The sequence below is a fragment of the Rhodanobacter sp. Col0626 genome (assembly GCF_049994385.1).
In the GTDB taxonomy this organism is placed as follows: Bacteria; Pseudomonadota; Gammaproteobacteria; order Xanthomonadales; family Rhodanobacteraceae; genus Rhodanobacter.
Genome location: NZ_CP188260.1, coordinates 2,193,916 through 2,217,368 on the forward strand (window position 1 = coordinate 2,193,916; position 23,453 = coordinate 2,217,368).

The 23,453-nt window shown below is 63.2% G+C and carries 20 protein-coding genes and 1 riboswitch; of the genes, 5 read left to right on the top strand and 15 right to left on the bottom strand.

Going from position 1 to position 23,453, the window contains the following annotated elements:
* Positions 1 to 99: 99 nt before the first annotated feature.
* From galU to cmk, 8 genes are all read right to left on the bottom strand, one after another.
* The gene (gene galU, locus ACPPVV_RS09250) at positions 100 to 975 is read right to left on the bottom strand and encodes a UTP--glucose-1-phosphate uridylyltransferase GalU (protein WP_426699616.1); all 876 of its coding nucleotides are present in this window, start codon (positions 973 to 975) and stop codon (positions 100 to 102) included.
* Positions 972 to 2,873: a polysaccharide biosynthesis protein gene (locus ACPPVV_RS09255; protein WP_426699617.1), complete on the bottom strand. Its 1,902-nt coding sequence runs from the start codon at positions 2,871 to 2,873 to the stop codon at positions 972 to 974. Before ACPPVV_RS09255 ends, galU begins: the two co-directional genes overlap by 4 nt.
* A complete protein-coding gene (locus ACPPVV_RS09260; RefSeq protein ID WP_426699618.1) occupies positions 2,860 to 3,882 on the bottom strand; it encodes an MraY family glycosyltransferase in 1,023 nt (340 codons plus the stop codon). Before ACPPVV_RS09260 ends, ACPPVV_RS09255 begins: the two co-directional genes overlap by 14 nt.
* A 7-nt stretch (positions 3,883 to 3,889) precedes the next feature.
* A complete protein-coding gene (gene lapB / locus ACPPVV_RS09265; protein ID WP_426699619.1) occupies positions 3,890 to 5,062 on the bottom strand; it encodes a lipopolysaccharide assembly protein LapB in 1,173 nt (390 codons plus the stop codon).
* Entirely contained in the window at positions 5,059 to 5,316 is a 258-nt protein-coding gene (locus tag ACPPVV_RS09270; protein WP_426699620.1) for a lipopolysaccharide assembly protein LapA domain-containing protein, read from the bottom strand. Before ACPPVV_RS09270 ends, lapB begins: the two co-directional genes overlap by 4 nt.
* Before the next feature lie 157 nt (positions 5,317 to 5,473).
* On the bottom strand, positions 5,474 to 5,776 hold the full coding sequence (locus ACPPVV_RS09275; protein WP_426699621.1) for an integration host factor subunit beta: 303 nt from the start codon (positions 5,774 to 5,776) through the stop codon (positions 5,474 to 5,476).
* A gap of 70 nt (positions 5,777 to 5,846) precedes the next feature.
* Positions 5,847 to 7,520, bottom strand: a complete 1,674-nt coding sequence (gene rpsA / locus ACPPVV_RS09280; protein WP_426699622.1) for a 30S ribosomal protein S1 — start codon at positions 7,518 to 7,520, stop codon at positions 5,847 to 5,849.
* A gap of 177 nt (positions 7,521 to 7,697) precedes the next feature.
* Positions 7,698 to 8,381 (bottom strand): (d)CMP kinase, encoded by a 684-nt coding sequence (cmk, locus tag ACPPVV_RS09285; RefSeq protein WP_426699623.1) that lies wholly within the window; start codon positions 8,379 to 8,381, stop codon positions 7,698 to 7,700.
* 111 nt (positions 8,382 to 8,492) lie between these two features.
* Here cmk and ACPPVV_RS09290 point away from each other — a divergent pair, with 111 nt between their 5' ends.
* The 4 genes from ACPPVV_RS09290 (at position 8,493) to ykgO (ending at position 12,203) form a co-directional block, all read left to right on the top strand.
* Entirely contained in the window at positions 8,493 to 8,750 is a 258-nt protein-coding gene (locus ACPPVV_RS09290) for an acyl-CoA-binding protein (protein ID WP_426699624.1), read from the top strand.
* A gap of 87 nt (positions 8,751 to 8,837) precedes the next feature.
* Positions 8,838 to 10,856 (top strand): FAD-dependent oxidoreductase, encoded by a 2,019-nt coding sequence (locus ACPPVV_RS09295; protein WP_426699625.1) that lies wholly within the window; start codon positions 8,838 to 8,840, stop codon positions 10,854 to 10,856.
* A gap of 248 nt (positions 10,857 to 11,104) precedes the next feature.
* The gene (locus tag ACPPVV_RS09300) at positions 11,105 to 12,016 is read left to right on the top strand and encodes a LysR substrate-binding domain-containing protein (RefSeq protein ID WP_426699626.1); all 912 of its coding nucleotides are present in this window, start codon (positions 11,105 to 11,107) and stop codon (positions 12,014 to 12,016) included.
* Between the two features lie 61 nt (positions 12,017 to 12,077).
* The gene (ykgO, locus tag ACPPVV_RS09305) at positions 12,078 to 12,203 is read left to right on the top strand and encodes a type B 50S ribosomal protein L36 (protein ID WP_007080705.1); all 126 of its coding nucleotides are present in this window, start codon (positions 12,078 to 12,080) and stop codon (positions 12,201 to 12,203) included.
* A 108-nt stretch (positions 12,204 to 12,311) separates the two neighbouring features.
* Here ykgO and greA read toward each other — a convergent pair whose 3' ends face one another.
* The 3 genes from greA to carA are packed head-to-tail and all read right to left on the bottom strand — an operon-like array spanning position 12,312 to position 17,141.
* Positions 12,312 to 12,788 carry a transcription elongation factor GreA gene (gene greA, locus ACPPVV_RS09310; protein WP_426699627.1) on the bottom strand — a complete coding sequence of 159 codons (477 nt, stop codon included), beginning with the start codon at positions 12,786 to 12,788 and terminating at the stop codon, positions 12,312 to 12,314.
* Positions 12,785 to 16,012: a carbamoyl-phosphate synthase large subunit gene (carB, locus tag ACPPVV_RS09315; RefSeq protein ID WP_426699628.1), complete on the bottom strand. Its 3,228-nt coding sequence runs from the start codon at positions 16,010 to 16,012 to the stop codon at positions 12,785 to 12,787. The genes greA and carB overlap by 4 nt, the downstream gene beginning before the upstream one ends.
* Positions 16,005 to 17,141: a glutamine-hydrolyzing carbamoyl-phosphate synthase small subunit gene (gene carA / locus ACPPVV_RS09320; RefSeq protein ID WP_426699629.1), complete on the bottom strand. Its 1,137-nt coding sequence runs from the start codon at positions 17,139 to 17,141 to the stop codon at positions 16,005 to 16,007. Before carA ends, carB begins: the two co-directional genes overlap by 8 nt.
* A 212-nt stretch (positions 17,142 to 17,353) precedes the next feature.
* Between carA and ACPPVV_RS09325 the strand changes: the two genes are divergently transcribed.
* On the top strand, positions 17,354 to 18,049 hold the full coding sequence (locus tag ACPPVV_RS09325) for a 2OG-Fe(II) oxygenase (protein WP_426699630.1): 696 nt from the start codon (positions 17,354 to 17,356) through the stop codon (positions 18,047 to 18,049).
* A 63-nt stretch (positions 18,050 to 18,112) separates the two neighbouring features.
* On the opposite strand, the gene ACPPVV_RS09330 is transcribed toward ACPPVV_RS09325, so the two are convergent.
* The 4 genes from ACPPVV_RS09330 to dnaK form a co-directional block, all read right to left on the bottom strand.
* Positions 18,113 to 19,117, bottom strand: coding sequence for a sodium:calcium antiporter (locus ACPPVV_RS09330; RefSeq protein WP_426699631.1), 1,005 nt, complete (start codon positions 19,115 to 19,117; stop codon positions 18,113 to 18,115).
* A 93-nt stretch (positions 19,118 to 19,210) separates the two neighbouring features.
* Positions 19,211 to 19,337, bottom strand: a riboswitch (yybP-ykoY riboswitch).
* Between the two features lie 49 nt (positions 19,338 to 19,386).
* Positions 19,387 to 20,196 (bottom strand): 4-hydroxy-tetrahydrodipicolinate reductase, encoded by an 810-nt coding sequence (dapB, locus tag ACPPVV_RS09335; RefSeq protein WP_426699632.1) that lies wholly within the window; start codon positions 20,194 to 20,196, stop codon positions 19,387 to 19,389.
* A gap of 41 nt (positions 20,197 to 20,237) precedes the next feature.
* Positions 20,238 to 21,365 carry a molecular chaperone DnaJ gene (gene dnaJ / locus ACPPVV_RS09340; RefSeq protein WP_426699633.1) on the bottom strand — a complete coding sequence of 376 codons (1,128 nt, stop codon included), beginning with the start codon at positions 21,363 to 21,365 and terminating at the stop codon, positions 20,238 to 20,240.
* 111 nt (positions 21,366 to 21,476) lie between these two features.
* Positions 21,477 to 23,396, bottom strand: a complete 1,920-nt coding sequence (dnaK, locus tag ACPPVV_RS09345; RefSeq protein ID WP_426699634.1) for a molecular chaperone DnaK — start codon at positions 23,394 to 23,396, stop codon at positions 21,477 to 21,479.
* Positions 23,397 to 23,453 lie beyond the last annotated feature (57 nt).

Sequence of the window (23,453 nt, forward strand, 5' to 3'; positions counted from 1 at the left end):
GCTGCAACGATGACCGACGTCGGTGCCAGGATCAGCCAAGCATATGCCTCAAACGAAAACCCTGCGCCGCACGCAGCTCATGCGCGAGCTGCGGCCCATTCAAAGCTGGTCGAGGAACGCGCGCACCGTCGGCGCGAGCTTCGGATCCTGCATGGCCATGTGCATGGTGGCCCGCACCAGGCCGGCCTTGTTGCCGCAATCGAAACGGGTGCCTTCGAAACGGTAGGCCAGCACCTTGCCCTGCTCCTTCAGCAGTGCCTCGATCGCATCGGTCAACTGGATTTCGCCACCGGCACCGGGCGTGGTCTGCTCCAGCAACTGGAAGATCCGGCCGGGCAAGACATAGCGGCCGACTACGGCCAGATTCGAGGGTGCGTCGGCCGGCTTGGGTTTTTCGACCATGTAACGGATCAGCGCGCTGCGTTCATCGACTGCCGTGGCATCGACGATGCCGTACTTGTCGGTCTCGTCATGCGGCACTTCCTCGACGGCGATCACGCCCGCCTGCTGCGCGTCGGCAAGCTCGGCCATCTGTCGCAAAGCACCCTTGCCCTTGCCGTTCCAGATGAGGTCATCGGGCAACACCACGCCGAACGGCTCGTCACCAACCACCGGCCGGGCGCAAAGCACGGCGTGGCCGAGGCCGAACGCCTCCGGTTGGGTCACGAAAACCGCGCGCACGTTCCGCGGCAGCGTGCCTTGCACCAGCGCCAGCAGCTCTTCCTTGCCCTTCTCCACCAGCTTGGCTTCGAGCTCGTAGGCCTTGTCGAAATAGTCCGCGATCGCGTGCTTGTAGCGATTGGTGACGAAGATCAACGTGTCGGCACCGGCATCCACCGCCTCGTCGACGGCGTACTGGATCAGCGGCTTGTCCAACACCGGCAGCATTTCCTTGGCGACGACCTTGGTCGCCGGCAGAAAACGGGTGCCGAGACCGGCTACGGGAAACACCACTTTGCGCAGGGGCTTGCTCAATCGTTGATCTCCGGGTTGGCGCGGCGAATCGACACCACGTTGTCCGGCTGTGCCGATTCGCTCCAGCGGAACGAAGGCAACAGGCTGGATACGCAGCGTCGAAGTTCCTCTTCATTGAAAACGTCTACCGCCTCGGCAGCCTTGTGCAAAAGCGCCTGCAGCAGCTCCCACGATACTTCGCGATGTTGTGCCAGGAAGATCTTGGCGTGTTCGGTCGCGCTGTAGTTTTCCAGTGGGTGGAACAGTTCTTCGAACAATTTCTCGCCGGCACGCAGACCGGTGTAGACGATGGGAATCTCGCTGCCGGGTTTTTTGCCGGCGAGGCGGATCATCTGCTCGGCGAGGTCGCGAATCCTGACCGGCTCGCCCATGTCGAGGGCAAAAATCTCACCCCCCTTGCCGATGCTGGCGGCCTGCAGGATCAACTGGCATGCCTCGGGAATCGTCATGAAGTAGCGCGAGATCTCCGGATGGGTCACGGTGACCGGGCCGCCGTCGCGAATCTGCCGGCGGAACAGCGGCACCACCGATCCGGCCGAATCGAGCACGTTGCCGAAACGCACCGTCATGAAACGGGTGTCGGCGTGGGCATTGAGGTTCTGGCAGTAGATCTCGGCAAGGCGTTTGCACGCGCCCATGACACTGGTGGGGTTGACCGCCTTGTCGGTGGAGATCAGCACGAAGCAGTCGACTCCGACCTGGCGCGCCGCATCGGCCACCGTGCGCGTGCCCAGCACGTTGTTGCGGAACGCCGAACGCAGTTGTCCCTGCAGCATCGGCACGTGCTTGTAGGCAGCGGCGTGAAACACCACTTGGGGCATGGCGTCCGCAAAGGCTTTCTGCATGGCGGCCTGATCACCGCAATTGGCCAGGATGCCGTCGAGGATCAGCTCGGGGAAATCGGCGCGCAGTTCCTGGATGATCCGATACAGGTTGTATTCGCTCTGCTCGACGACGACGAGCGACTGGGCGCCCAATCGCGCCACCTGCCGGCAAAGCTCCGAACCGATCGAACCGCCGCCGCCGGTAATCAGCACACGGCGTGTGCTCAGGGTTTCGCGGATCGCGGTCCAGTCCAGCTCGACGGCATCGCGGCCAAGCAGGTCCTCGATCGCCACTTCCTTGATCTGGTTGAACTGCGCCCTGCCGGCAACGACGTCTTCCAGTCGCGGCACCGTCCGGTATGGCAGGTCGGTCGCATCGCACAACGCCACCACCCGGCGCATTTCCGCCGTCGAGGCAGCGGGCAGTGCAATCAACAACATGTCGACCGCAGCCTCGCGGGCAAGATCGGGCAACTGGTCGAATCGGCCAAGCACCGGATGACCGTTGATGCTGGCACCACGCAGGCTGGGTTTGTCGTCGACGAAACCCACCACGGTGTATCGGTTGTTGTTGCGGCGCAGATCCCGCGAGAGCACTTCGCCGGCCCGATCCGCGCCGACGATCAGCACGCGCTTCACCGCATGGTTTTGCAAAAGGTTGCTGCGGCTGTCCTTCCAGTAACGATAGGCCAGTCGTGGTGTCCCCAGCAGGATGGCCAGCAGGATCGGGTAAAGCACCAGGATCGAGCGCGGCACGCCGTCGAGCCGGTTGTACAGGAACAGGGCCAGGTAGATCGCCACGGCGCCCATCACCACGGCGCGCACGATGTTCCACAGGTCGGGCAAGCTGGCAAAACGCCAGACGCTCTTGTACAGGCCGGTCAGGCGGAATACCAAGCCCTGAACCAGCAAGACAAGCGGAAATTCGAGCAACTGGAAACTGACGATCTCGTCCGGCTTCAGGGCATAACGAAGCAGCTTGGCGATCCACCAGGCAAGCGCCGCCATCGCCAGATCGTGAAGCACGACTGCGATGCGCGGATGGATGAAGGCGACGAGTTTACGTAGTGACATGAAAGGCCTTGGGCAAACGGCGCCGCAAACAACGGCGTTTCAGCGCCAGCCACGCGGCTGCCGCTCCCAGATAGACGACTATGGTAATCGGCAGGGCCATCCGCAGATGACTCCAGGCCAACCAGGCCAACGGCGCAGCAACCAGCAGATTCCACCCCAGGTAAGCTGCACCCGCCCGTGCATGCGTCCCCCCACGGCGTACCAGCCACTGGTACAGGTGCTCGCGATGTGCAGTGTACCAGCGCCGTCCCCGCCCCATGCGCGTCAGCAGGGTCAGGGTGGCATCCACCACAAACGCCGAAGACAGTATCAGCGCGGGCCAGAGCATGCGGTGATCCTGCCGCCACAGCATCGCGCTGAACATGAAGATCAGCAGGCCGACGCTTCCGCTGCCCACGTCGCCCATGAAAATTCGTGCCGGCGGCCGGTTGAACCACCAGAAGCCCAACGCGGCCATCGCCAGCGCGGCTGTCGCAACCGCCAACGCAGGCTGTGCGGCTGCATACGCCAGCAACGCCAGGCCGCCCCCGACGAAGATCGCCTGTTGTGCGAGCAGGCCGTCGATGCCATCCATGAAATTGTGCAGATTGATGCTCCACACACCACCGGCCAACAGAAGTGGCAGCCACCACCACGACAACCCTGTCGCCAGCAGCGTCAGGGAAAAGATGCCAGCCGCGAGCAGTTGCACGCCCAGTCGCGGCAATACCGGCAACGAGCGGTGATCGTCCCACCAGCCGACCAGAGCCACCAGGAAAAGGGCGATAAACAGACCGGTGATCACGCTGGCCGGCCACGCCATCGGCAAGCTCCACAGTGCCCCAGGAGCGCAGATCAATGTCGCTACCACGATGCCGATGCCACCACCACGCGGAGTCGGCAGGCGATGTGAGCGGCGCTGCCCCGGTTGATCGAGCATGCCGCGGCGATGTGCATAGTTGATCGCGGCACGCACCAGCAACAGGGTGATGAGCAAGCTGGCCAGCAACCATCCGATGGTCATGAACATCCTCATGTCACTCGCTGGCAACGCCGTGGATCGGCCGGATCGTGCTCCAGCTCTTGCAGCTGGGGCATTGCCAGTGATGCGCCTTGGCACCGAAACCGCAACGGCTGCAGCGATACATGGCCTGCCCTTCCAGCAGCTTGCGGGTCAAGTCGCGCAGGATCAGGAAATTCTCGCGCGCCTCGCCTTCGATCTTGTCCATGGTCGCGTCGATCAGTGCCATCAATCCGCGTACGGACGGACGCTGACGCAGCTGCGCGGTCAGGAAATCGATCGCCGCCCGCTCGCCGTCGCGCTGCCGGTACAAGTGGGTTAACGCCAGCACCGGCGAGACGCCGTGGTAACGCCCCAGCATGTCACGCAGGAAAGCTTCGGCGCGTTCCATCTGCTGTGAACGGGCATAGCTGTTGAGCAGCGGCGGCAGGATTTCCGGTGTGAACGCGATGTCCGCGTTGACCGCTGCTTCATACGCGGTGACCGCATCGTCGTGACGGCCATCCTCGGCCTGCAGACGACCGGTCAGCATGAACGCGCGTACGCAGTCGGGCTGGCACTTGAAAGCCTCCTGCAGGTAATCGCGGGCTTCGGCCCGGGCTCCATGCTGGCGCGATCGGTCGGCCAGTTCGCAGTAGAACTGAGCGATCATCGGGGTCTCCTCTTCGCCCGTCATCACCTCCAACCGACGTGCATGCTCGATCGCCTTGTGCCAGTCGCGCTCGTGCTGGTAGATCGCAATCAGGTGGCGCAGCGCCGATGGCGCGTGTGCATCCATCGCCACCAGGTCGGAAAACAACGCTTCGGCACGATCGAGCAGACCGGCACGCATATAGTCTTCACCCAGTTCCAGCAGGGCGACCGTCTTCATCGCATCGGTCAGGCCCGGTCGTGAAACCAGATGCTGGTGCAGGCGGATGGCTCGATCCACCTCGCCACGACGGCGGAACAGATTGCCCAGTGCCAGGTGCGTCTCGACCGTGTCGCGGTTGTATTCGGCGAGCTTCAGGAAGACCTCGATCGCCTTGTCCTGCTCTTCATTGAGCAGATAGTTCAGGCCGCGGAAGTAATCCGACGAAAGCTCACTGACTTCGGCGCCGGAACGACGCGCGCCCACCCGGCGGGAAGCCCACCAGCCCAGCACGAACGCCACCGGCACCAGCAGAACCAGCACATACGGGAGATTCATGACTTGGCCGGCAGTTTCTTGTCCGCGCTCGATTGCTGGCGGCGCTGGCGGCGTTGTCCCGAGCTCACGCCAAGCCAGGCGGTCAATCCGCCGAGCAGCCAGCCGATCACCAGCGCTCCAAGCAAGGCCGCGCCTTTGGGCAATTGCACCTGGGCGAACGCGAGATCGTAGTCGACCAGGCCGGCATTCAACGCACCCAGGACGACGCCGGCTGCGATGAAAACAACGAGAATGATGATGACAGGCAGGCGCATGCCGCGACTTTACCCGATTGATGGTGACAGGCACAGGCGGCGCCGGTGATCCATGCGGAAATGATTCAGTACCGCGCTGGGCCACCGTGAATCCGGAGAAAAAAAGAAGGCAGGACCGACTTGCGTCGCCTGCCTTCGATCGGTACTTGTGGCCGTATCAACCGACTTTCTTCAGCTCCAGATCCAGATTGACGCGTTCGCGCAATTCCTTGCCCGGTTTGAAATGTGGAACGTGCTTGCCGGGCAATGCCACGGCCTCGCCCGTCTTGGGATTGCGCCCCATGCGCGGCGGTCGGTAATGCAGCGCGAAGCTGCCGAAACCGCGCACTTCGATACGTTCGCCGTGAGCCAGGGCATGACTCATCTGCTCGATCACGCTCTTGACGGCCATCTCGACATCGGCAAATGCAAGATGGGTCTGTCGCCTGGCGAGCGCTTCGATCAATTCGGATTTGGTCATGGGACCCCAATGTCCGTGACATGAAACAGCGGGGCGGCGACATGCCGCCCCGCGTCAGGCTTCACAACGATCAATCGGCCTTGTTGAACTGCTCTTTGAGCAGTGCACCAAGCTTGGTCGTGCCACTGGCCGCGGAAGAGTAATCGACTGCCGTATCCGGCGCGTCCTCCTCATCCTTCGCGCGGATCGAGAGCGCGAGCTGGCGACCCTTGCGATCCATGCCGGTGAACTTGGCTTCGACCGCGTCGCCGACCTTCAGATGCAGCGTCGCATCCTCGATCCGCTCCTTGGCGATGTCGTTGGCACGCAGGTAACCCTCGACGCCTTCGCCCAGATCGATCACTGCACCCTTCGCATCGACTTCCTTGACGGTGCCGTTGACGATGGTGCCGCGCGGATTCGCCGCCATGAACTGGCCGAACGGATCCTGTTCCATCTGCTTGATGCCGAGCGAGATGCGCTCGCGCTCCGGGTCCACTGCCAGCACCACGGCCTCGATCTCGTCGCCCTTCTTGAAGTTGCGAACCAGATCTTCGCCGGACATCTGCCAGGAGATGTCGGACAGGTGCACCAGGCCGTCGATGCCGCCGTCCAGGCCGATGAACACACCGAAATCGGTGATCGACTTGATCTGGCCGGAGACCTTGTCGCCCTTCTTGTGCATCGCTGCGAAGGCTTCCCACGGGTTCGAGCGGGTCTGCTTGATACCCAGCGAGATGCGGCGACGCTCCTCGTCCACGTCCAGCACGGTGACTTCGGTCTCGTCGCCGACCTGAACCACCTTGGCCGGATTGACGTTCTTGTTGGTCCAGTCCATCTCGGACACGTGCACCAGGCCTTCCACGCCCGGCTCGATCTCGACGAAGCAGCCGTAATCGGTGACGTTGGAGACCTTGCCGAACAGGCGGCTGCCGACCGGATAGCGGCGGGCAATGGCGACCCACGGGTCGTCGCCCAGCTGCTTCAGGCCCAGCGAAACGCGGTTGCGCTCCTTGTCGTACTTCAGCACGCGCACGTCCAGCTCGTCGCCGACGTTGACGACTTCGGACGGGTGACGCACGCGCTTCCACGCCATGTCGGTGATGTGCAGCAGGCCGTCGATACCGCCCAGATCCACGAACGCGCCGTAATCGGTGAGGTTCTTGACGGTGCCCTTGACCACGGCGCCCTCGGTCAGGCGCTCAAGCAGCTTCTCGCGCTCCTCGGAGAACTCGGTCTCGACGACGGCACGGCGGCTGACCACCACGTTGTTGCGCTTGCGGTCCAGCTTGATGATCTTGAACTCGAGTTCCTTGCCCTCGAGGTAGACCGGGTCACGCACCGGACGCACATCGACCAGCGAGCCCGGCAGGAACGCGCGAACGTCCTTGATGTCGACGGTGAAACCGCCCTTGACCTTGCCGGAAATCATGCCGACGATGGTCTCTTCCTTGTCGAACGCCTGCTCCAGGTCGTCCCACACCATCGAGCGCTTGGCCTTCTCGCGCGACAGCTTGGTCTCGCCGAAACCGTCTTCCAAAGCTTCGAGGGCTACCTTCACCTCGTCGCCTACCTGTACCTCCAGCACGCCGTCTTCGCTCTTGAACTGCTCGATCGGGACGATGCCTTCGCTCTTCAGGCCAGCATTGATCACGACGACGTCATTGCGGATTTCCACAACGATGCCGGTGACGATGGCGCCGGGCTTCAGCTTGGAGATAGCCCCCTGGCTCTGTTCAAACAGTTCGGCAAAACTTTCAGTCATGTTGATTCCATAGTGGGAAAAGACCGTGGTCCGTTGCGCTTGGTTGGTTGTTGCGCACGAACTTTCCGGTCCACCGGTTGAGGGTGTTTTCAGGTGGTTCCTCAAGAACCGACCGTCGTCACCGTTGGCCAAAATCCCCTGCCTCGGCAGGGGCGCAGAAACCGTTACGCAGCCGGTTCAGGGCTGCACGACGGCAAGTACTTTCGCGACGACCTCGTCGATGCCCATACCCGTGGTGTCCACCCGTACGGCATCTTCGGCAGGCTTGAGCGGCGCGACGGCACGCGATGCATCGCGGCTGTCACGCGCCTCAATTTCGCGCTGAAGGCCGCCAAGTGTAACGCTGAGTCCCTTTTCCTTCAACTGCTTATAGCGTCTTTTCGCCCGCTCGGAGGCACTCGCGGTGAGGAAAACCTTGAACGCGGCATCCGGGAAGATCACCGTGCCCATGTCTCGTCCATCGGCGACCAGCCCGGGCGCCTTGCGAAAGCCAAGCTGCAGCGCCACCAGTGCCTCGCGCACGGTCGGCATCGAGGCGATCGCCGAAGCTGCCGCTCCTGCCGTCTCGGTTCGAAGTTCATCGGTAGCGTCATGCCCGTTGACGATCACCCGGGTTTCGCCGCCATCACTTGCCGCGCGAAAATGGATTTTCGTGCCCTGCGCGCAACGGGTCATCGCCTCGACGTCGGACAGGTCCAGTCCCGCCATGCCGGCGGCATAGCCCACTGCTCGGTACAGCGCCCCGGAGTCCAGCAAGCGCCAGCCCAGGCGCCCTGCCACCAATGCGCTGATGGTGCCCTTGCCCGATCCCGACGGCCCGTCGATGGTGAGTACGGGCACGACGGAAGGAGGATGGCTCATGACGGGATCCTGGTTGAACGGGGGAAAGCGGAAGTTTAACGCGTTGACCCCGTCCGGAACGCGTGCTATCTAGCCGATCTCCTTGCACGCAAGCCATTCCCGATCTGCCCTATGACCGATCTTCGCCGCGAGTTCGACCAAGCCGCCGAGGACATCCAGCGATTGGGCAAGCGTCCCGACAATGACACCCTGCTGAAGCTTTATGCCCTCTACAAGCAGGGCTCGGAGGGTGACCTCAAGCGTACCCAACCGGGCTTCTTCGATTTCGTCGGCACTGCCAAGCACGAAGCCTGGGCGCAATTGAACGGCGTCACGGAAGAGGAAGCCATGCGCCGCTATATCGCCCTGGTGCACCAGCTGCTGGCCTGATCTGGGGCCCCACGCGGACGTGACGCTTGCTTTCGGGTGCCCAACACCGGCACATTCATACGATCGTTTGAGTCTCGCGTGGATCGCATGAATTACCCGAACCTGTTCGCCCCGCTCGATCTGGGCCACGTCACCCTGCCCAATCGCATCCTGATGGGCTCGATGCACACCGGGCTGGAGGACAAAGCCAGCGACTACGACAAGCTGGCCGCGTATTTCGCCGAACGCGCAAGCGGCGGCGTCGGGCTGATGGTCACCGGCGGGATCTCGCCCAGTATACAGGGCTGGCTGAAGCCATTCGGTGGCCGACTGACCATGCCGTGGCACAAGCCACGACATCGCAAGCTCACGCGCGCCGTCCATGCCGAAGGGGGGCGGATCTGCCTGCAGATCCTGCATGCCGGTCGCTACGGCTATCACCCGCTGTCGGTAGCGCCGTCGAAAATCAAGTCGCCCATCACCCCATTCACACCCCGTGCGCTGTCGTCACGCGGGGTGGAACGCACCATCGGCGATTTCGTGCAGTGCGCGAAACTGGCGCAGGATGCCGGTTACGACGGCATTGAAGTGATGGGCTCGGAAGGTTATCTGATCAACGAATTCATCGCGGCGCATACCAACCAGCGCACCGATGCCTGGGGCGGCGACGCCACACGACGCATGCGCTTTCCCATCGAAATCGTGCGCCGCATACGCGAAGCGGTGGGTCGTGATTTCATCATCATCTACCGGTTGTCGATGCTCGACCTCATCAAGGGTGGCCAGGACTGGCGCGAGATCGCGACGCTCGCCAAAGCCATCGAAGCGGCCGGCGCCAGCATCATCAACACCGGTATCGGCTGGCACGAGGCGCGCGTGCCGACCATCGTCACCAGTGTGCCGCGCGCCGGCTTTGCCTGGGTCACGCAGAAACTGCGGAGCGAAGTGACGATCCCGCTGGTCGCCACCAACCGGATCAACACGCCGGAGGTAGCCGAACGCGTCCTCGCCGACGGTGGCGCCGACATGATCTCGATGGCGCGCCCGTTACTGGCCGACCCGGCCTGGGCCAACAAGGCCAGGGCCGGCCGCGGCGATCGCATCAACACCTGCATCGCCTGCAACCAGGCTTGCCTGGACCACGTATTCCAGAACAAGCGCGCCAGCTGCCTGGTCAATCCGCGCGCCTGCCACGAAACCGAGCTGAGGATCGAACCGGCCAGCGTACGCAAACGCGTCGCCGTAGTCGGCGCGGGCCCTGCCGGGATGGCCTGCGCCAGCACGCTGGCCGAACGCGGCCATACGGTGACCCTGATCGACCAGGCCCGCGAGATTGGTGGCCAGTTCAATTACGCCAAGCAGATTCCGGGCAAGGAGGAATTCCACGAAACGCTGCGCTATTTCCGCCATCAGCTCGCCGACACCGGTGTCGACGTGCGGCTGGGCCAGAAAGCCGACGCGGCCTCGCTGTGCTCCGATGGCTACGATGCAGTCGTCATCGCCACCGGCATCTTGCCGCGTCAGGTGAGCTTTCCCGGCAGCGACGATCCCCGGGTGCTGAGTTATCTCGATGTGCTGGCCGGGCACCGGCCGGTAGGTGCCAGGGTGGCGATCATCGGTGCTGGCGGCATTGGTTTCGACGTCGCCGAATTCCTGGTCGAGCCCGCGCCCTCTGCTACCACCGACGTCGCTCGCTGGACCCGCGCGTGGGGTGTGGACATGCAACTTCAGCAGCGTGGCGGCTTGCAGCCGCCGCAGCAGGAAGCTCCCGCGCGAAAAGTCTGGTTGCTCCAGCGCAGTGAAGGTCGTCCCGGTGCCCGGCTCAACAAAACCACCGGTTGGGTGCATCGGGCCACGCTCAAGGCCAGGCAGGTGACCATGCTGGGCAACGTCGGCTACCAGCGCTTCGATGACCAGGGCCTGCACGTCACCATCGATGGCAAGCCGCAGATCCTGCCGGTGGACAACGTAGTGGTCTGTGCGGGACAGGAGCCGAACCGGCAGCTGGCCGACGAGTTGATCGCGGCCGGCGTGACGCTGCACGTGATCGGTGGTGCCGACGTGGCCGCGGAACTCGATGCCAAGCGTGCCATTGCCCAGGGCACCCGACTGGCCAGCGAAATCTAGTCGATAGATACGCAACGCCGTGACTCGGCAGCCACGGCGTTGAGATATAAAAGAAAGCGCCCCGCAGGTGAGACGCATCGACATGGGTTCAGGGGGGGAGATGAACCAGATGTCGTATTTAGCGTCGCTGCGGGGCGAGGGCCGCCGCCACTAGGGGGAGGGGAAGTGGCGGGACAGGAGAGAGTTTATGATCGACGCCATAAAGTATCTAATATATATTTTTCGCCGCATTAATACGAAATCACTATATGTTCGATCTACGTCAATTACGCTATTTCGTGGCCGTCTCCGAGGAGCTCAGCTTCACCCGGGCGGCGCTGCGCCTGCATCTTTCCCAGCCTCCCCTGTCCCAACAGATCCAGTCGCTGGAACAGGACCTGGGTGTACGCCTGCTGGAACGCACCAAACGGCAGGTGGCCCTGACCGAACCGGGACGGGTATTCCTGGAACAGGCCCGCCAGATCCTGGCCAAGGTCGACGAAGCGCGCAGCCAGGTCGTTGCCGCCGCCGCCGGTTACAGCGGCCAGTTGCGCCTGGCCTATACCGTTTCGGTCTCGTTTCACCCGGCGATGCCGCAGGCCCTGCTGCGATATGGCCAGATCGCGCCTAACGTGCGCCTGCAGCTCAGTGAGATGTATACCGAACCGCAGTTCGCCGCCCTGCTGGCCGGTCAGATCGATATCGGTTTTGTTCGCGATGAACCTGTTCATCCGCAAGATGCCCGCAGCCTGCGGCTCAGCGTGATCGATCGGGAACCCTTGTTGCTCGCCCTGCCCATCGGTCATCCACTCGCAGGCCGCAACAGCCTGCGCCTGGTCGAAGTCGCCAACGATGCGTTTGTTTCGCAGCCGCGCGAACTTGCCGCCACGCTCTACGACCGGTTGGTGAACCTGGCGACCCGGGCCGGTTTCCAGCCTTCGATCACACAGCACGCGCAACAGATCAATGGCTTGCTGGCGCTCGTCGCGGCGGGTCTGGGCCTGGCGCTGGTGCCGGCAAGCATGCGCACCGTGCGCATGGCGGGAGTCAGCTACGTACCGCTGGAAGATTCCGACGCCTATCTGCTGCTGGCGGTGGCCTGCCGGGCCGACAACCATTCCCCGGCGCTGCAACAGTTCCTGTCCACAGTCGCCGAAACCGCGGTGGCGCCGGGCTTGTGATAAGTCATTGGAGTCGTTACACTTGCGCGCTTACATTTTCGTTTAGTGTCAGGAGCTGGCCGTGAAGGTGCTTAATTCTTTGAAGTCCGCCAAGGCGCGGCATCGCGACTGCAAGATTGTGCGTCGTCGCGGCAAGGTGTTCGTGATCTGCAAGAGCAATCCCCGTTTCAAGGCTCGTCAGCGCTGAGTCCCATCGGACCCACCGCAGCGATGTCATGAAGAAGGCCGCGCAAGCGGCCTTTTTTGTGGATGTCTGTTTGACCGACGAACCGGGCGGCGATGCCGCCCGGTCGGTTTATTCGTAGCGAACGTCGACGATCTCGTAGTGCTTGACCCCGTTCGGCGCGGTGAACTCGAAGCTGTCGCCGGCACTCTTGCCGATCAACGCGCGCGCGATCGGGGAAGACACCGCAATCAATTGCTGCTTGATGTCCGCTTCCAGGTCACCGACGATCTGGTAGGTCACGGCCACGCCGTTGTCCTCGTCTTCCAGATCGACGATGGCGCCGAACACCACTCGCTTGCCGGGATTGAGCTGGGCCAGGTCGATCACTTCAGCGGTCGACAGCAAGGCCTCCAACTGGGCGATCCGTCCCTCGGTGAAGCTCTGCAGTTCGCGCGCGGCGTGGTATTCGGCGTTTTCCTTCAGGTCGCCGTGCGCACGTGCCTCGGCGATGGCCGCGATGATGCGCGGACGATCGACCGATTTCAGGCGTTCCATTTCGGCGCGCAAGCGTTCGGAGCCGGCTTTGGTGATGGGGGGACGACTCATGAGCTGAGCTCCTTGTGCAGTTCCTGCAGGCTGTGCACTTCGCCATCGCTGCGGAAGTCCAGCGAGTGCACGAGCGCACGGGCGCCTGCCACGGTAGTGGAATACGTGACGCGGTGCTGCAATGCCTCGCGCCGGATCGAGAATGAATCGGCGATCGCCTGCTTGCCCTCGGTGGTATTGACGATATAGACGATCTCGCCGTTCTTGATCAGGTCGACGATGTGCGGACGACCTTCCAGCACCTTGTTGATGCGTTCGCAAGCCACGCCATGCTCGGCCAGGTAACTGGCGGTGCCCGAGGTCGCCACCACGTTGAACCCGCGCGCGATGATTTCCCTGGCCACCGGAAGCAATCGATCCTTGTCGCCGTCGCGCACCGACAGGAATGCCTTGCCCACTGTCGGTGGCCGGATCCCGGCCGCCTCGTGACCGCGTGCGAACGCCGCGCCGAAGCTGCGACCCACACCCATCACCTCACCGGTCGAACGCATCTCGGGGCCGAGGATCGGATCGACATTCTGGAATTTCAGGAACGGGAAGATCGCTTCCTTCACCGAGTAGTACGCCGGGATCACTTCGCGCGTGGCACCCAGGCTGACCAGAGAACGGCCTGCCATCACGCGCGCGGCGATCTTGGCCAGCGGCACGCCGGTGGCCTTGGACACGAACGGCACCGTACGCGAGGCACGTGGATTCACTTCCAGGATGTACACGGTGTCGCCCTGGATCGCGAACTGGGTGTTCATCAAGCCGATGACCTTCAGCTCCTTCGCCATCGCGGTGACCTGGCGACGCATCTCGTCCTGGATTTCCGCACTCAACGAGTACGGCGGCAGCGAACACGACGAGTCGCCCGAGTGCACGCCGGCCTCCTCGATGTGCTCCATGATGCCGCCGATCAGCACGTTGCCTTCGGCATCGGCGATCACGTCCACGTCGACCTCGACAGCATGGTCGAGGAAACGGTCCAGCAACACCGGCGAATCGTTGGACACCTTCACTGCGTCGCGGATGTATCGCGCCAGGTCGGCGTCATCATGCACGACTTCCATCGCGCGACCGCCGAGCACGTAGCTCGGTCGCACCACCAGCGGATAGCCGATCTCGCGTGCCAGCGCCAGCGCCTCGTCGGCATTGCGCGCGGTGCGGTTCGGTGGCTGCTTAAGACCGATCTTCTCGATCATCTGCTGGAAACGCTCGCGATCCTCGGCCAGGTCGATGCTATCCGGACTGGTACCAATAATCGGCACGCCAGCGGCTTCCAGTGCGCGCGCCAGTTTCAACGGGGTCTGCCCGCCGTACTGCACGATCACGCCCTTGGGTTTTTCCAGGTGGACGATTTCCAGCACGTCTTCCAGGGTCAACGGCTCGAAGTACAGGCGATCGGAGGTGTCGTAGTCGGTCGAGACGGTCTCCGGATTGCAGTTGACCATGATGGTTTCATAACCATCCTCGCGCAGTGCCAGCGACGCGTGCACGCAGCAATAGTCGAACTCGATGCCCTGCCCGATCCGGTTCGGGCCGCCGCCGAGCACGATGATTTTCTCGCGATCTGTCGGTGCCGCCTCGCACTCTTCCTCATAGGTCGAATACATGTACGCCGTGCTCGTGGCGAACTCGGCTGCACAGGAATCCACCCGTTTGTAGACCGGGCGCACACCGAGCGTGTGACGCAAGTGGCGCACGGCAGCTTCGTCGGTGTTGAGCAGTTCGGCGATACGCGCGTCGGCGAAACCGAGCCGCTTGAGCTCGCGCATGCGCGGCTCGTCGAGCGCGGTGATGCCTTGCGCCGTGACGTCCGCCTCGGCCAGCACGATGTCCTCGAACGCGGCAAGGAACCACGGGTCGACACGGCTGAGGTTGAACACTTCTTCCAGCGACAATCCCGCCCGGAACGCATCAGCCAGATGGAACACGCGATCCGGTCGCGGCTCGCGCAATTCGCGCTTGAGCACCGCCAGGCCGTCCTCGGTGCTGATGTCCAACCCGGTCGGATTGAGGCCGGTATTGCCGATCTCCAGGCCGCGCAACGCCTTCTGCAACGATTCATGGAAGCTGCGGCCTATGGCCATCACCTCGCCCACCGATTTCATCTGGGTAGTCAGGCGTGCATCGGCGGCCGGAAATTTCTCGAACGCAAAACGCGGGATCTTGGTGACCACGTAATCGATCGACGGCTCGAACGAGGCCGGAGTCAGTCCGCCGGTGATGTCGTTCTTCAGCTCGTCCAAGGTGTAGCCGACCGCCAACTTGGCGGCGATCTTGGCGATCGGGAAGCCGGTCGCCTTCGACGCCAATGCGGACGAACGCGACACGCGAGGATTCATCTCGATGACGACGACGCGGCCGTTTTCGGCGTTGATACCGAACTGCACGTTGGAGCCGCCGGTATCCACGCCGATCTTGCGCAGCACGGCGATCGAGGCGTCGCGCAATCGCTGGTATTCCTTGTCGGTCAGTGTCTGCGCCGGCGCCACCGTGATCGAGTCACCGGTGTGCACACCCATCGGATCGAGGTTTTCGATCGAGCACACGATAATGCAGTTGTCCGCGGTGTCGCGGACCACTTCCATCTCGAACTCCTTCCAGCCGAGTACGGATTCCTCGACCAGTACCTCGCCCACCGGCGAGAGGTCGAGACCGCGCTTGACGATCTCCTCGAATTCCTCGCGGTTGTAGGCGATGCCGCCGCCAGAGCCACCGAGCGTGAAGCTGGGCCGGATGATGGTGGGGTAGCCCACTTTGGCCTGGGTTAGCAATGCCTGCTCGAAGGTGCGCACCACCTCGGCCTTGGGGCAGTCCAGCCCGATCTCGGCCATCGCCACGCGGAACAGTTCGCGATCCTCGGCCATGCGGATCGCCTCGCGCGAGGCACCGATCAGCTCGACGTTGTACTTCTCCAGCACGCCGTGGTCGGCCAGATCCAGTGCACAGTTCAGGCCGGTCTGCCCACCCATCGTGGGCAGCACTGCCTCCGGGCGCTCCTTCGCGATGATGCGCTCGACAGTCTGCCAGTTGATCGGCTCGATGTAGACCGCATCGGCGGTTTCCGGATCGGTCATGATCGTGGCGGGGTTGGAGTTCACCAGGATCACCCGGTAACCCTCTTCCTTCAGTGCCTTGCAGGCCTGCGCGCCGGAGTAGTCGAACTCGCAGGCCTGGCCGATCACGATCGGGCCGGCGCCGATGATGAGGATGCTCTTGATATCGGTACGCTTAGGCATGCGTGCGGGCCTCCTGCATCAGTGTCGCGAATCGTTGGAACAGGTAACCGATGTCGAGTGGACCGGGACTAGCCTCGGGATGGCCCTGGAAACAGAACGCGGGGCGATCGGTGAGTGCAAACCCTTGCAGCGATCCGTCGAACAACGAGGTGTGGGTCACCCGCACATTCGCCGGCAAGGTGGCCGGATCGACCGCGAAACCGTGGTTCTGCGAGGTGATCAGTACACGACCATCGTCGTGGTCCTTGACCGGGTGATTGGCACCGTGGTGGCCGAATTTCATCTTCAGCGTCTTGGCGTCCAGCGCCAGGCCCATCAACTGATGGCCGAGGCAGATGCCGAACAGCGGGATCCGGGCATCGAGCAATTCGCGGGTGGCGGCGATCGCGTAATCGCAGGCCGCCGGATCGCCGGGGCCATTGGACAGGAACACGCCGTCAGGCTGCATCGCCAGCACCTCGGCCGCAGGCGTCTGGGCGGGCACCACGGTGATCTCGCAACCCTGCTCGGCGAGCAGGCGCAGGATGTTGAGCTTGCTGCCGAAATCGTAGGCGACTACCTTGAAACGCATCGCCGGCTGATTGAACGCCGTGCGATCCAGGTCGTAGACGCCCTGGTTCCAGACATACGACTTGGTCGTGCTGACCACCTTGGCCAGATCCATGCCGTTCAGACCCGGGAAAGCACGAGCCTTCGCCAACGCGGCTTCAACGTCGACCTGTTCACCCGCCATGATGCAACCCGCCAGCGCGCCCTTGTCGCGCAGGATGCGGGTCAACCGGCGGGTGTCGATGCCGGCGATCGCGACGGTGCCGTGGCGTTTCAGGTAATCCGGCAGGCTTTCGGTGCTGCGCCAATTGCTGGCCCGGCGGGGCACGTCACGCACGATCAAGCCGGCGGCATGCACGGCTGTGGATTCGACATCCTCGGCGTTGACCCCGGTGTTGCCGATGTGCGGATAGGTCAGCGTAACGATCTGTCGCGCATAGGAGGGATCGGTGAGGATCTCCTGGTAACCCGTCATCGCGGTGTTGAAAACCACCTCGCCAACGGTGTCGCCACTCGCGCCAGCGGCACGACCATGGAACACGCTGCCGTCTTCGAGGGCCAGCAGAGCAGGTATAGGCATACGGTAACCGCCTTTTTGATGCAGCAAAGTCCGCAAGCCGCACGATTGCTGGCTTGTGGAGCTTGGGAGGGAAAGGATCCGGGCGGGTGGAAATGATAGGCGGCGGCGCCGTTTCTGTCCACCTTGGGAACATGAATCCCACTGCGTTCCGCTCATCCGGATCGATCGGTCGGCGCTACACTAGGCCACGTTTCGAAGGAGTTTCACGCCCCATGAGTGCTGCCGTTCTGCTCGATCCCGCCCGTCTCGATCGCCCGGACACCACGATTCAGCACCAACCCTTCCCGTTCATGGTGGCGCACGGCCAACTGCCGGATGAGGTACGCGGCGACCTGGATCGCGATTTCCCGCGCTACGCCAGCGCCGGCTTTTTCCCGTACGACCCCAGCGACTGCGGACCGAGCGTCAATGCGTTGATCGAGAACATGACCTCACCCGCGTTTGCCCGCGCCGTCGGCGAACGGCTGGGGATCGACAACCTCGGACAGTATCCGACGCTGGTGACGTTGTGCCGTCTGCTCAACAAGCGCCACGGCACCATCCATACCGACAGCAAGTCGAAGGTCGCCACGGCGTTGATCTACCTGAATTCGCAATGGCCGGACACCAGCGATGGCTGCCTGCGCTTCCTGCACAAGATCGACGACATCGACAGCATCGCGGCACCGGAACTGGCTCCGCTGTATGGGGAGTTCGCCGTGTTCAAGCGTTGCGAGAATTCCTTCCATGGCCACTTGCCGTACGAGGGCGAGCGCCGCGTCATCCAGGTCGCCTGGCTGACCAGCGAAGAAGAAAAACTGCGCAAGACGAAACGCGGCAAGTTCTCGCGTTTCTTCAAGAAGTTGTTCGGTAGCCTCGACACCCGACTTGGTGCAGGCCGCGACCGGAACGCATCGCACCCCGATTGATCGATCGTTGCCGTTCCGTCGGGTCGCAGCCAGCTTCAATCCGACGAGGAAACCTGGCGGATCCTATGGGGCAAAATGCCAGGCGACAAACGCGGCGAACACGCCGTACAGCAGGCCGACCGGCAGCAGCCAGCGCGCGTCGACATGGCCGCGGCGGAACAGCCACCACAGATACACGATGGCGACTGCCGTGATTGCGCCAGCCACGACCAGCGGCGTATCGAACAGCCATGGCGTGGCGAATATCGCCAGCGAGCTGGGTATCGTCGCCTGGATCATCATCGCGCCCGAAATGTTGGCCAGAGCCAGGCGTTCCTTGCCCTGGCGCACCCAGATCAGCGCGTTGAGGGTCTCCGGCAGCTCCGTTGCGACCGGACTCAACACGAGTGCCACGAGATGCGGCGGCAGGTCGAATGCCACGCCAATCGATTCCAGTTGACTGACGAATACCCGTGAGGCGGCCGCAATCACCACCAGCGCGGCCCCCGTTTGCGCCACTACCCAACGCAAGCCTGGTTCGGCGTGGCCCGGACGAAACTTCAGCGGCTCCAGTGTTTCGTCTTCCGGCGCGCTGTCGTCACTGCGCATCTCGCGCCACACGTACAAGCCATAGGCGGCAAGGAACAGAACGCCCATCAACGGCTTGAACGCGAAGACGACCAGGCCCAGCCCGACCTTGACCACGAAGATCGCCAGGAACCAGGACTGGTCGCGCGCCAGTCGCTGATGATCGACGCGAATGATCCGATCGACACGCTGCAGTCGATGACGATTGCACCAGAGTGCCACGCCGACCACGGCGTAGGCGATCGTGGCCAGCACCAGCGGCCCACCCATCGCTGCGCCGACGCCAATGTCACGCGCTTCGGGCGTCTTGCCGAAGATCACCGCCACAAAGGTCACCGCGCTTTCGGGCAACGCTGTGCCGAAGGCGGCGAGTACCGTGCCGGTTGCGGTGGCGCCCAGTTTGAGCTTGTGCCCGAACCATTCGACGCCGTTGACGAAGTATTCGCAGGCGAGATAGATCGCACCGGCCGAACCGAGAAACAGACCAAGGGTAAGCAACATGGGATACACGGGGCCGGGCGAGCGAAATGACCGATGGCGCATCGACACCGCTCGCCCGGCCGGGTAAGCATGTCGATGGCCAAAGGTCTCGCCGGGCAAGCCGTGCCTTACGGTGACGGTTGCTGTTCGCACCATGGCGCCGGAATCAGCGACCAAGTGTGTTGATGCGAACGCCTCTGGGAACGAGGCTGGCTACTCCCCAATGACAAGCCACCGATGGTAGTGGTGGCGGCCTGGCGTTACAAGCCGGGGCGGCTTGCGCCTGTGGTTCAGCGTGGCCTGGCGAGCACGTCGTCAAGGTGCCACTGCCCGACCGGGCTGGCGGCAAGCCAGTGTGCCGCCTGCAAGGCGCCGCGCGCGAAGATGGAGCGATCGGTGGCGCGATGAACCAGTTCCAGCCGTTCGCCCTGCCCGATCAGCATGGCCGTGTGCTCGCCGACGATATCGCCGCCACGCACGACGGCAAAGCCGATGCTGCCCGCGGCGCGTTCGCCGGTACGATCTTCGCGGCTATACACGGCATCCGCTTCGAGCGTGGTCTGACGTGCTGCCGCCGCCACATGCCCCAACGCCAGCGCGGTGCCGGAGGGTGCATCCTGCTTGCGGCCGTGATGTGCCTCGACGATCTCCAGGTCCCAGGCAGGCAACGCCGCTGCCGCCTCGCGCAGCAAGCGCGTCAACACCGCCACACCCAAGCTGAAATTGGCGGCTCGCAGGATCGGAATGCGGTCTGCAGCACCCACCAGCCGTGCTTCGAGCGCGGCATCGACACCCGTGGTCCCGCTGACCAGCGCCGTGCCATGGGCCAGGCAGTAATCGAGCGTCTGTGCCAACGCGGCCGGAATGCTGAAGTCGACGATGACGTCCAGCGCTGGCGCCTTTGCCCAATCATGGGCGTAGCGCAACGCATCCGTAGCGGTCGCGGTGACGACGGAAACCGGCTGACCCACGCACGTCGAATCCGGCGCAACCACTGCATGCGCCAACTCGAAGCGGACGTCCTCATCGAGCAGGTTCAATAGCGTGCGCCCCATACGACCGGAGGCGCCACAGATGGCGAGACGAAGGGGGCGGGACATCAAGGCACTCCGGTGATGGGATCAGCACATGCCAGCGCGTGTCAGGCGGTGACTTTCGACCAGAATTGTTTCACGCCATCGACCCAACCTTTCGCGCGCGGGGTGTGCTTGCCGGCATCGTTGCCGTCGAACGTGGCCTCGAGCGATTCCAGCAATTCACGCTGCTCTCTGGTCAGGCGCACCGGGGTCTCCACCACCACACGGCAGATGAGATCGCCATGGCGACTGCTGCGCACCGACTTGACACCGCGACCACGCAAGCGGAACTGGGTGCCGGTCTGGGTTTCCTGCGGAATGCTGATCGGCACCTCACCTTCCAGGGTCGGCACCGGCAGCTCCGCGCCCAGCGCAGCCTGCGAAAACCGGATTGGCAATTCGCAATACAGGTCGTTGCCTTCGCGCTGGAAAATCGGATGTTCGCGCACATGAACTTCCACATACAGATCGCCAGCTGGCGCGCCGGACGGACCGGCTTCGCCCTGCCCGGTAAGGCGGATGCGATCGCCATTGTCGACGCCCTCGGGAATCTGCACCGACAAGGTACGGGTTTCCTCGATACGCCCTTCGCCGTGGCATTTCTTGCAGGGCTTCTCGATCGCCTGGCCACTGCCGCCGCAATGCGGACAGGCCTGCTGGATCGAGAAGATGCCGTTCTGCATGCGCACCTGGCCGTGACCGTTGCAGGTCTTGCACTTGCTGACCTTGCCGTCTTCCGAGCCGCTGCCGTTGCAATGATGGCAATTGACCTGGGTCGGCACCTCGATCTGGCGGCTGACGCCGAACACGGCTTCCTCCAGGTCCAGCTCCATGATGTAGCGCAGGTCGGAACCGCGCCGCGCACGGCCACGACCGCCGCCGCTGCGACCAAAAATGTCACCGAAGATGTCCCCGAAGATGTCTCCGACATCGCCGAAGCCGGCACCGCCGCGACCGCCCATGCCGTGCTCGAAGGCGGCATGACCGTGCTGGTCGTACATCGCGCGCTTCTGCGCGTCGGACAGCACTTCGTAGGCCTCCTTGGCCTCCTTGAACTTCTCCTGCCCAGCCGGGTCATCCGGGCAACGGTCCGGGTGGTATTTCATCGCCAGCCGGCGGAAGGATTTCTTCAGCTCGACTTCGCCGACGCTGCGTTCGACACCCAGCACCTCGTAGTAATCACGCTTGCTCATTCATGCATCCACACTGCTTTTCACGCCTCTGCCCTGCATTCAGCAAACAGCCCGCGTCGGGAGGATTCCTGGCGCGGGCTGGTCAATCGGCCGTGCCGATGACAGTACCAATTATTGCTTGTCGTCCTTCACTTCGGTGAATTCGGCATCGACCACATCATCCGGCTGGGCCGAACCGCCGCCCGGCGCGGACTGCGCACCGGCATCGGCCGGGCCAGCCTGTGCAGCGGCGTACAACGCCTGCGCCACCTGCTCGAGCTTTTCGACCTTGGATTCGATGGCCGCCTTGTCGTCACCGTCCTTGGCTTTCTCCAGGTCGGACAACGCGCCTTCGATCGTCGACAGCTGATCGGCAGGCACCTTGCCGCCATGTTCCTTCAGCGCGCTGCGGGTGGCGTGCACCAGCTGGTCGGCCTTGTTGCGAGTGGCGACCAGCTCGTGGAATTTCTTGTCCTCTTCCTTGTTCGCCTCGGCGTCGGCGACCATGCGCTGGATCTCGTCTTCAGACAGACCTGAGCCGGCCTTGATCTCGATTTTCTGTTCCTTGCCGGTTTTCTTGTCCTTGGCCGACACATGCAGAATGCCGTTGGCGTCGATGTCGAAGGTAACCTCGATCTGCGGCATGCCACGCGGCGCGGCGTCGATACCCTGCAGATCGAACTTGCCCAGCGACTTGTTCGCACTGGCACGCTCACGCTCGCCTTGCAGCACGTGTACGGTCACCGCGGTCTGGTTGTCATCGGCGGTGGAGAACGTCTGCGAGGCCTTGGTCGGCACCGTGGTGTTCTTCTCGATCAGCTTGGTCATCACGCCACCCATCGTCTCGATGCCGAGCGACAGCGGGGTGACGTCGAGCAGCAGCACGTCCTTGACCGAACCTCCCAGCACGCCGCCCTGGATCGCCGCGCCCACGGCGACAGCCTCGTCCGGGTTGACGTCCTTGCGCGGCTCCTTGCCGAAGAAGTCCTTCACCGACTCCTGCACCTTGGGCATGCGGGTCTGGCCGCCGACCAGGATCACGTCGTCGATGTCGGATACGCGCAGGCCGGCGTCATTCAGCGCGGTGCGGCACGGCTCGATGGTGCGCTTGACCAGCTCTTCGACCAGCGACTCGAGCTTGGCCCGGGTCAGCTTGATGTTGAGATGCTTCGGGCCGGAGGCATCCGCCGTGACATACGGCAGGTTCACGTCGGTCTGATGGTTGGTGGACAGCTCGATCTTGGCGCGCTCGGCCGCATCCTTCAGGCGCTGCAGCGCCAGCGGATCCTTGCGCAGGTCGATGCCCTGCTCCTTGTTGAATTCGTCAACCAGGTAGTCGATGACGCGCATGTCGAAGTCTTCACCGCCAAGGAACGTATCGCCATTGGTGGCCAGCACTTCGAACTGCTTCTCGCCGTCGACTTCGGCGATCTCGATGATCGACACGTCGAAGGTGCCGCCGCCCAGGTCGTACACCGCGATCTTGCGGTCGCCGCCCTTCTTGTCCAGGCCATAGGCCAACGCAGCCGCGGTCGGCTCGTTGATGATGCGCTTGACGTCGAGGCCGGCGATCTTGCCGGCATCCTTGGTCGCCTGGCGCTGGCTGTCGTTGAAGTACGCCGGCACCGTGATCACGGCCTCGGTGATCGTCTCGCCGAGGTAATCTTCGGCGGTCTTCTTCATCTTCATCAGCACCTTCGCGGCGATCTCCTGCGGCGCCATCTTCTTGCCGTCGGAGGTCTGCACCCAGGCGTCGCCATTGTCATGCGCGACGATGCCGTAGGGCACGATATGCAGGTCTTTCTGGACTTCCGCATCGGTGAACTTGCGGCCGATCAGGCGCTTCACCGCGTAGAACGTGTTCTTCGGGTTGGTCACGCTCTGGCGCTTGGCCGAGGCACCCACCAGCACTTCGCCGTCCTTGTTGAAGGCGACGATGGACGGCGTGGTGCGGTCACCTTCCGAATTCTCGATGACCTTGGCGCTGCTGCCGTCCATGATGGACACGCAGGAGTTGGTGGTGCCCAGGTCGATGCCGATGATCTTGCCCATGTGTATGTTCTCCAAGTCTTCTTGCGGCCCCCGCGGCCGCGATGGTTTTCAGATGGG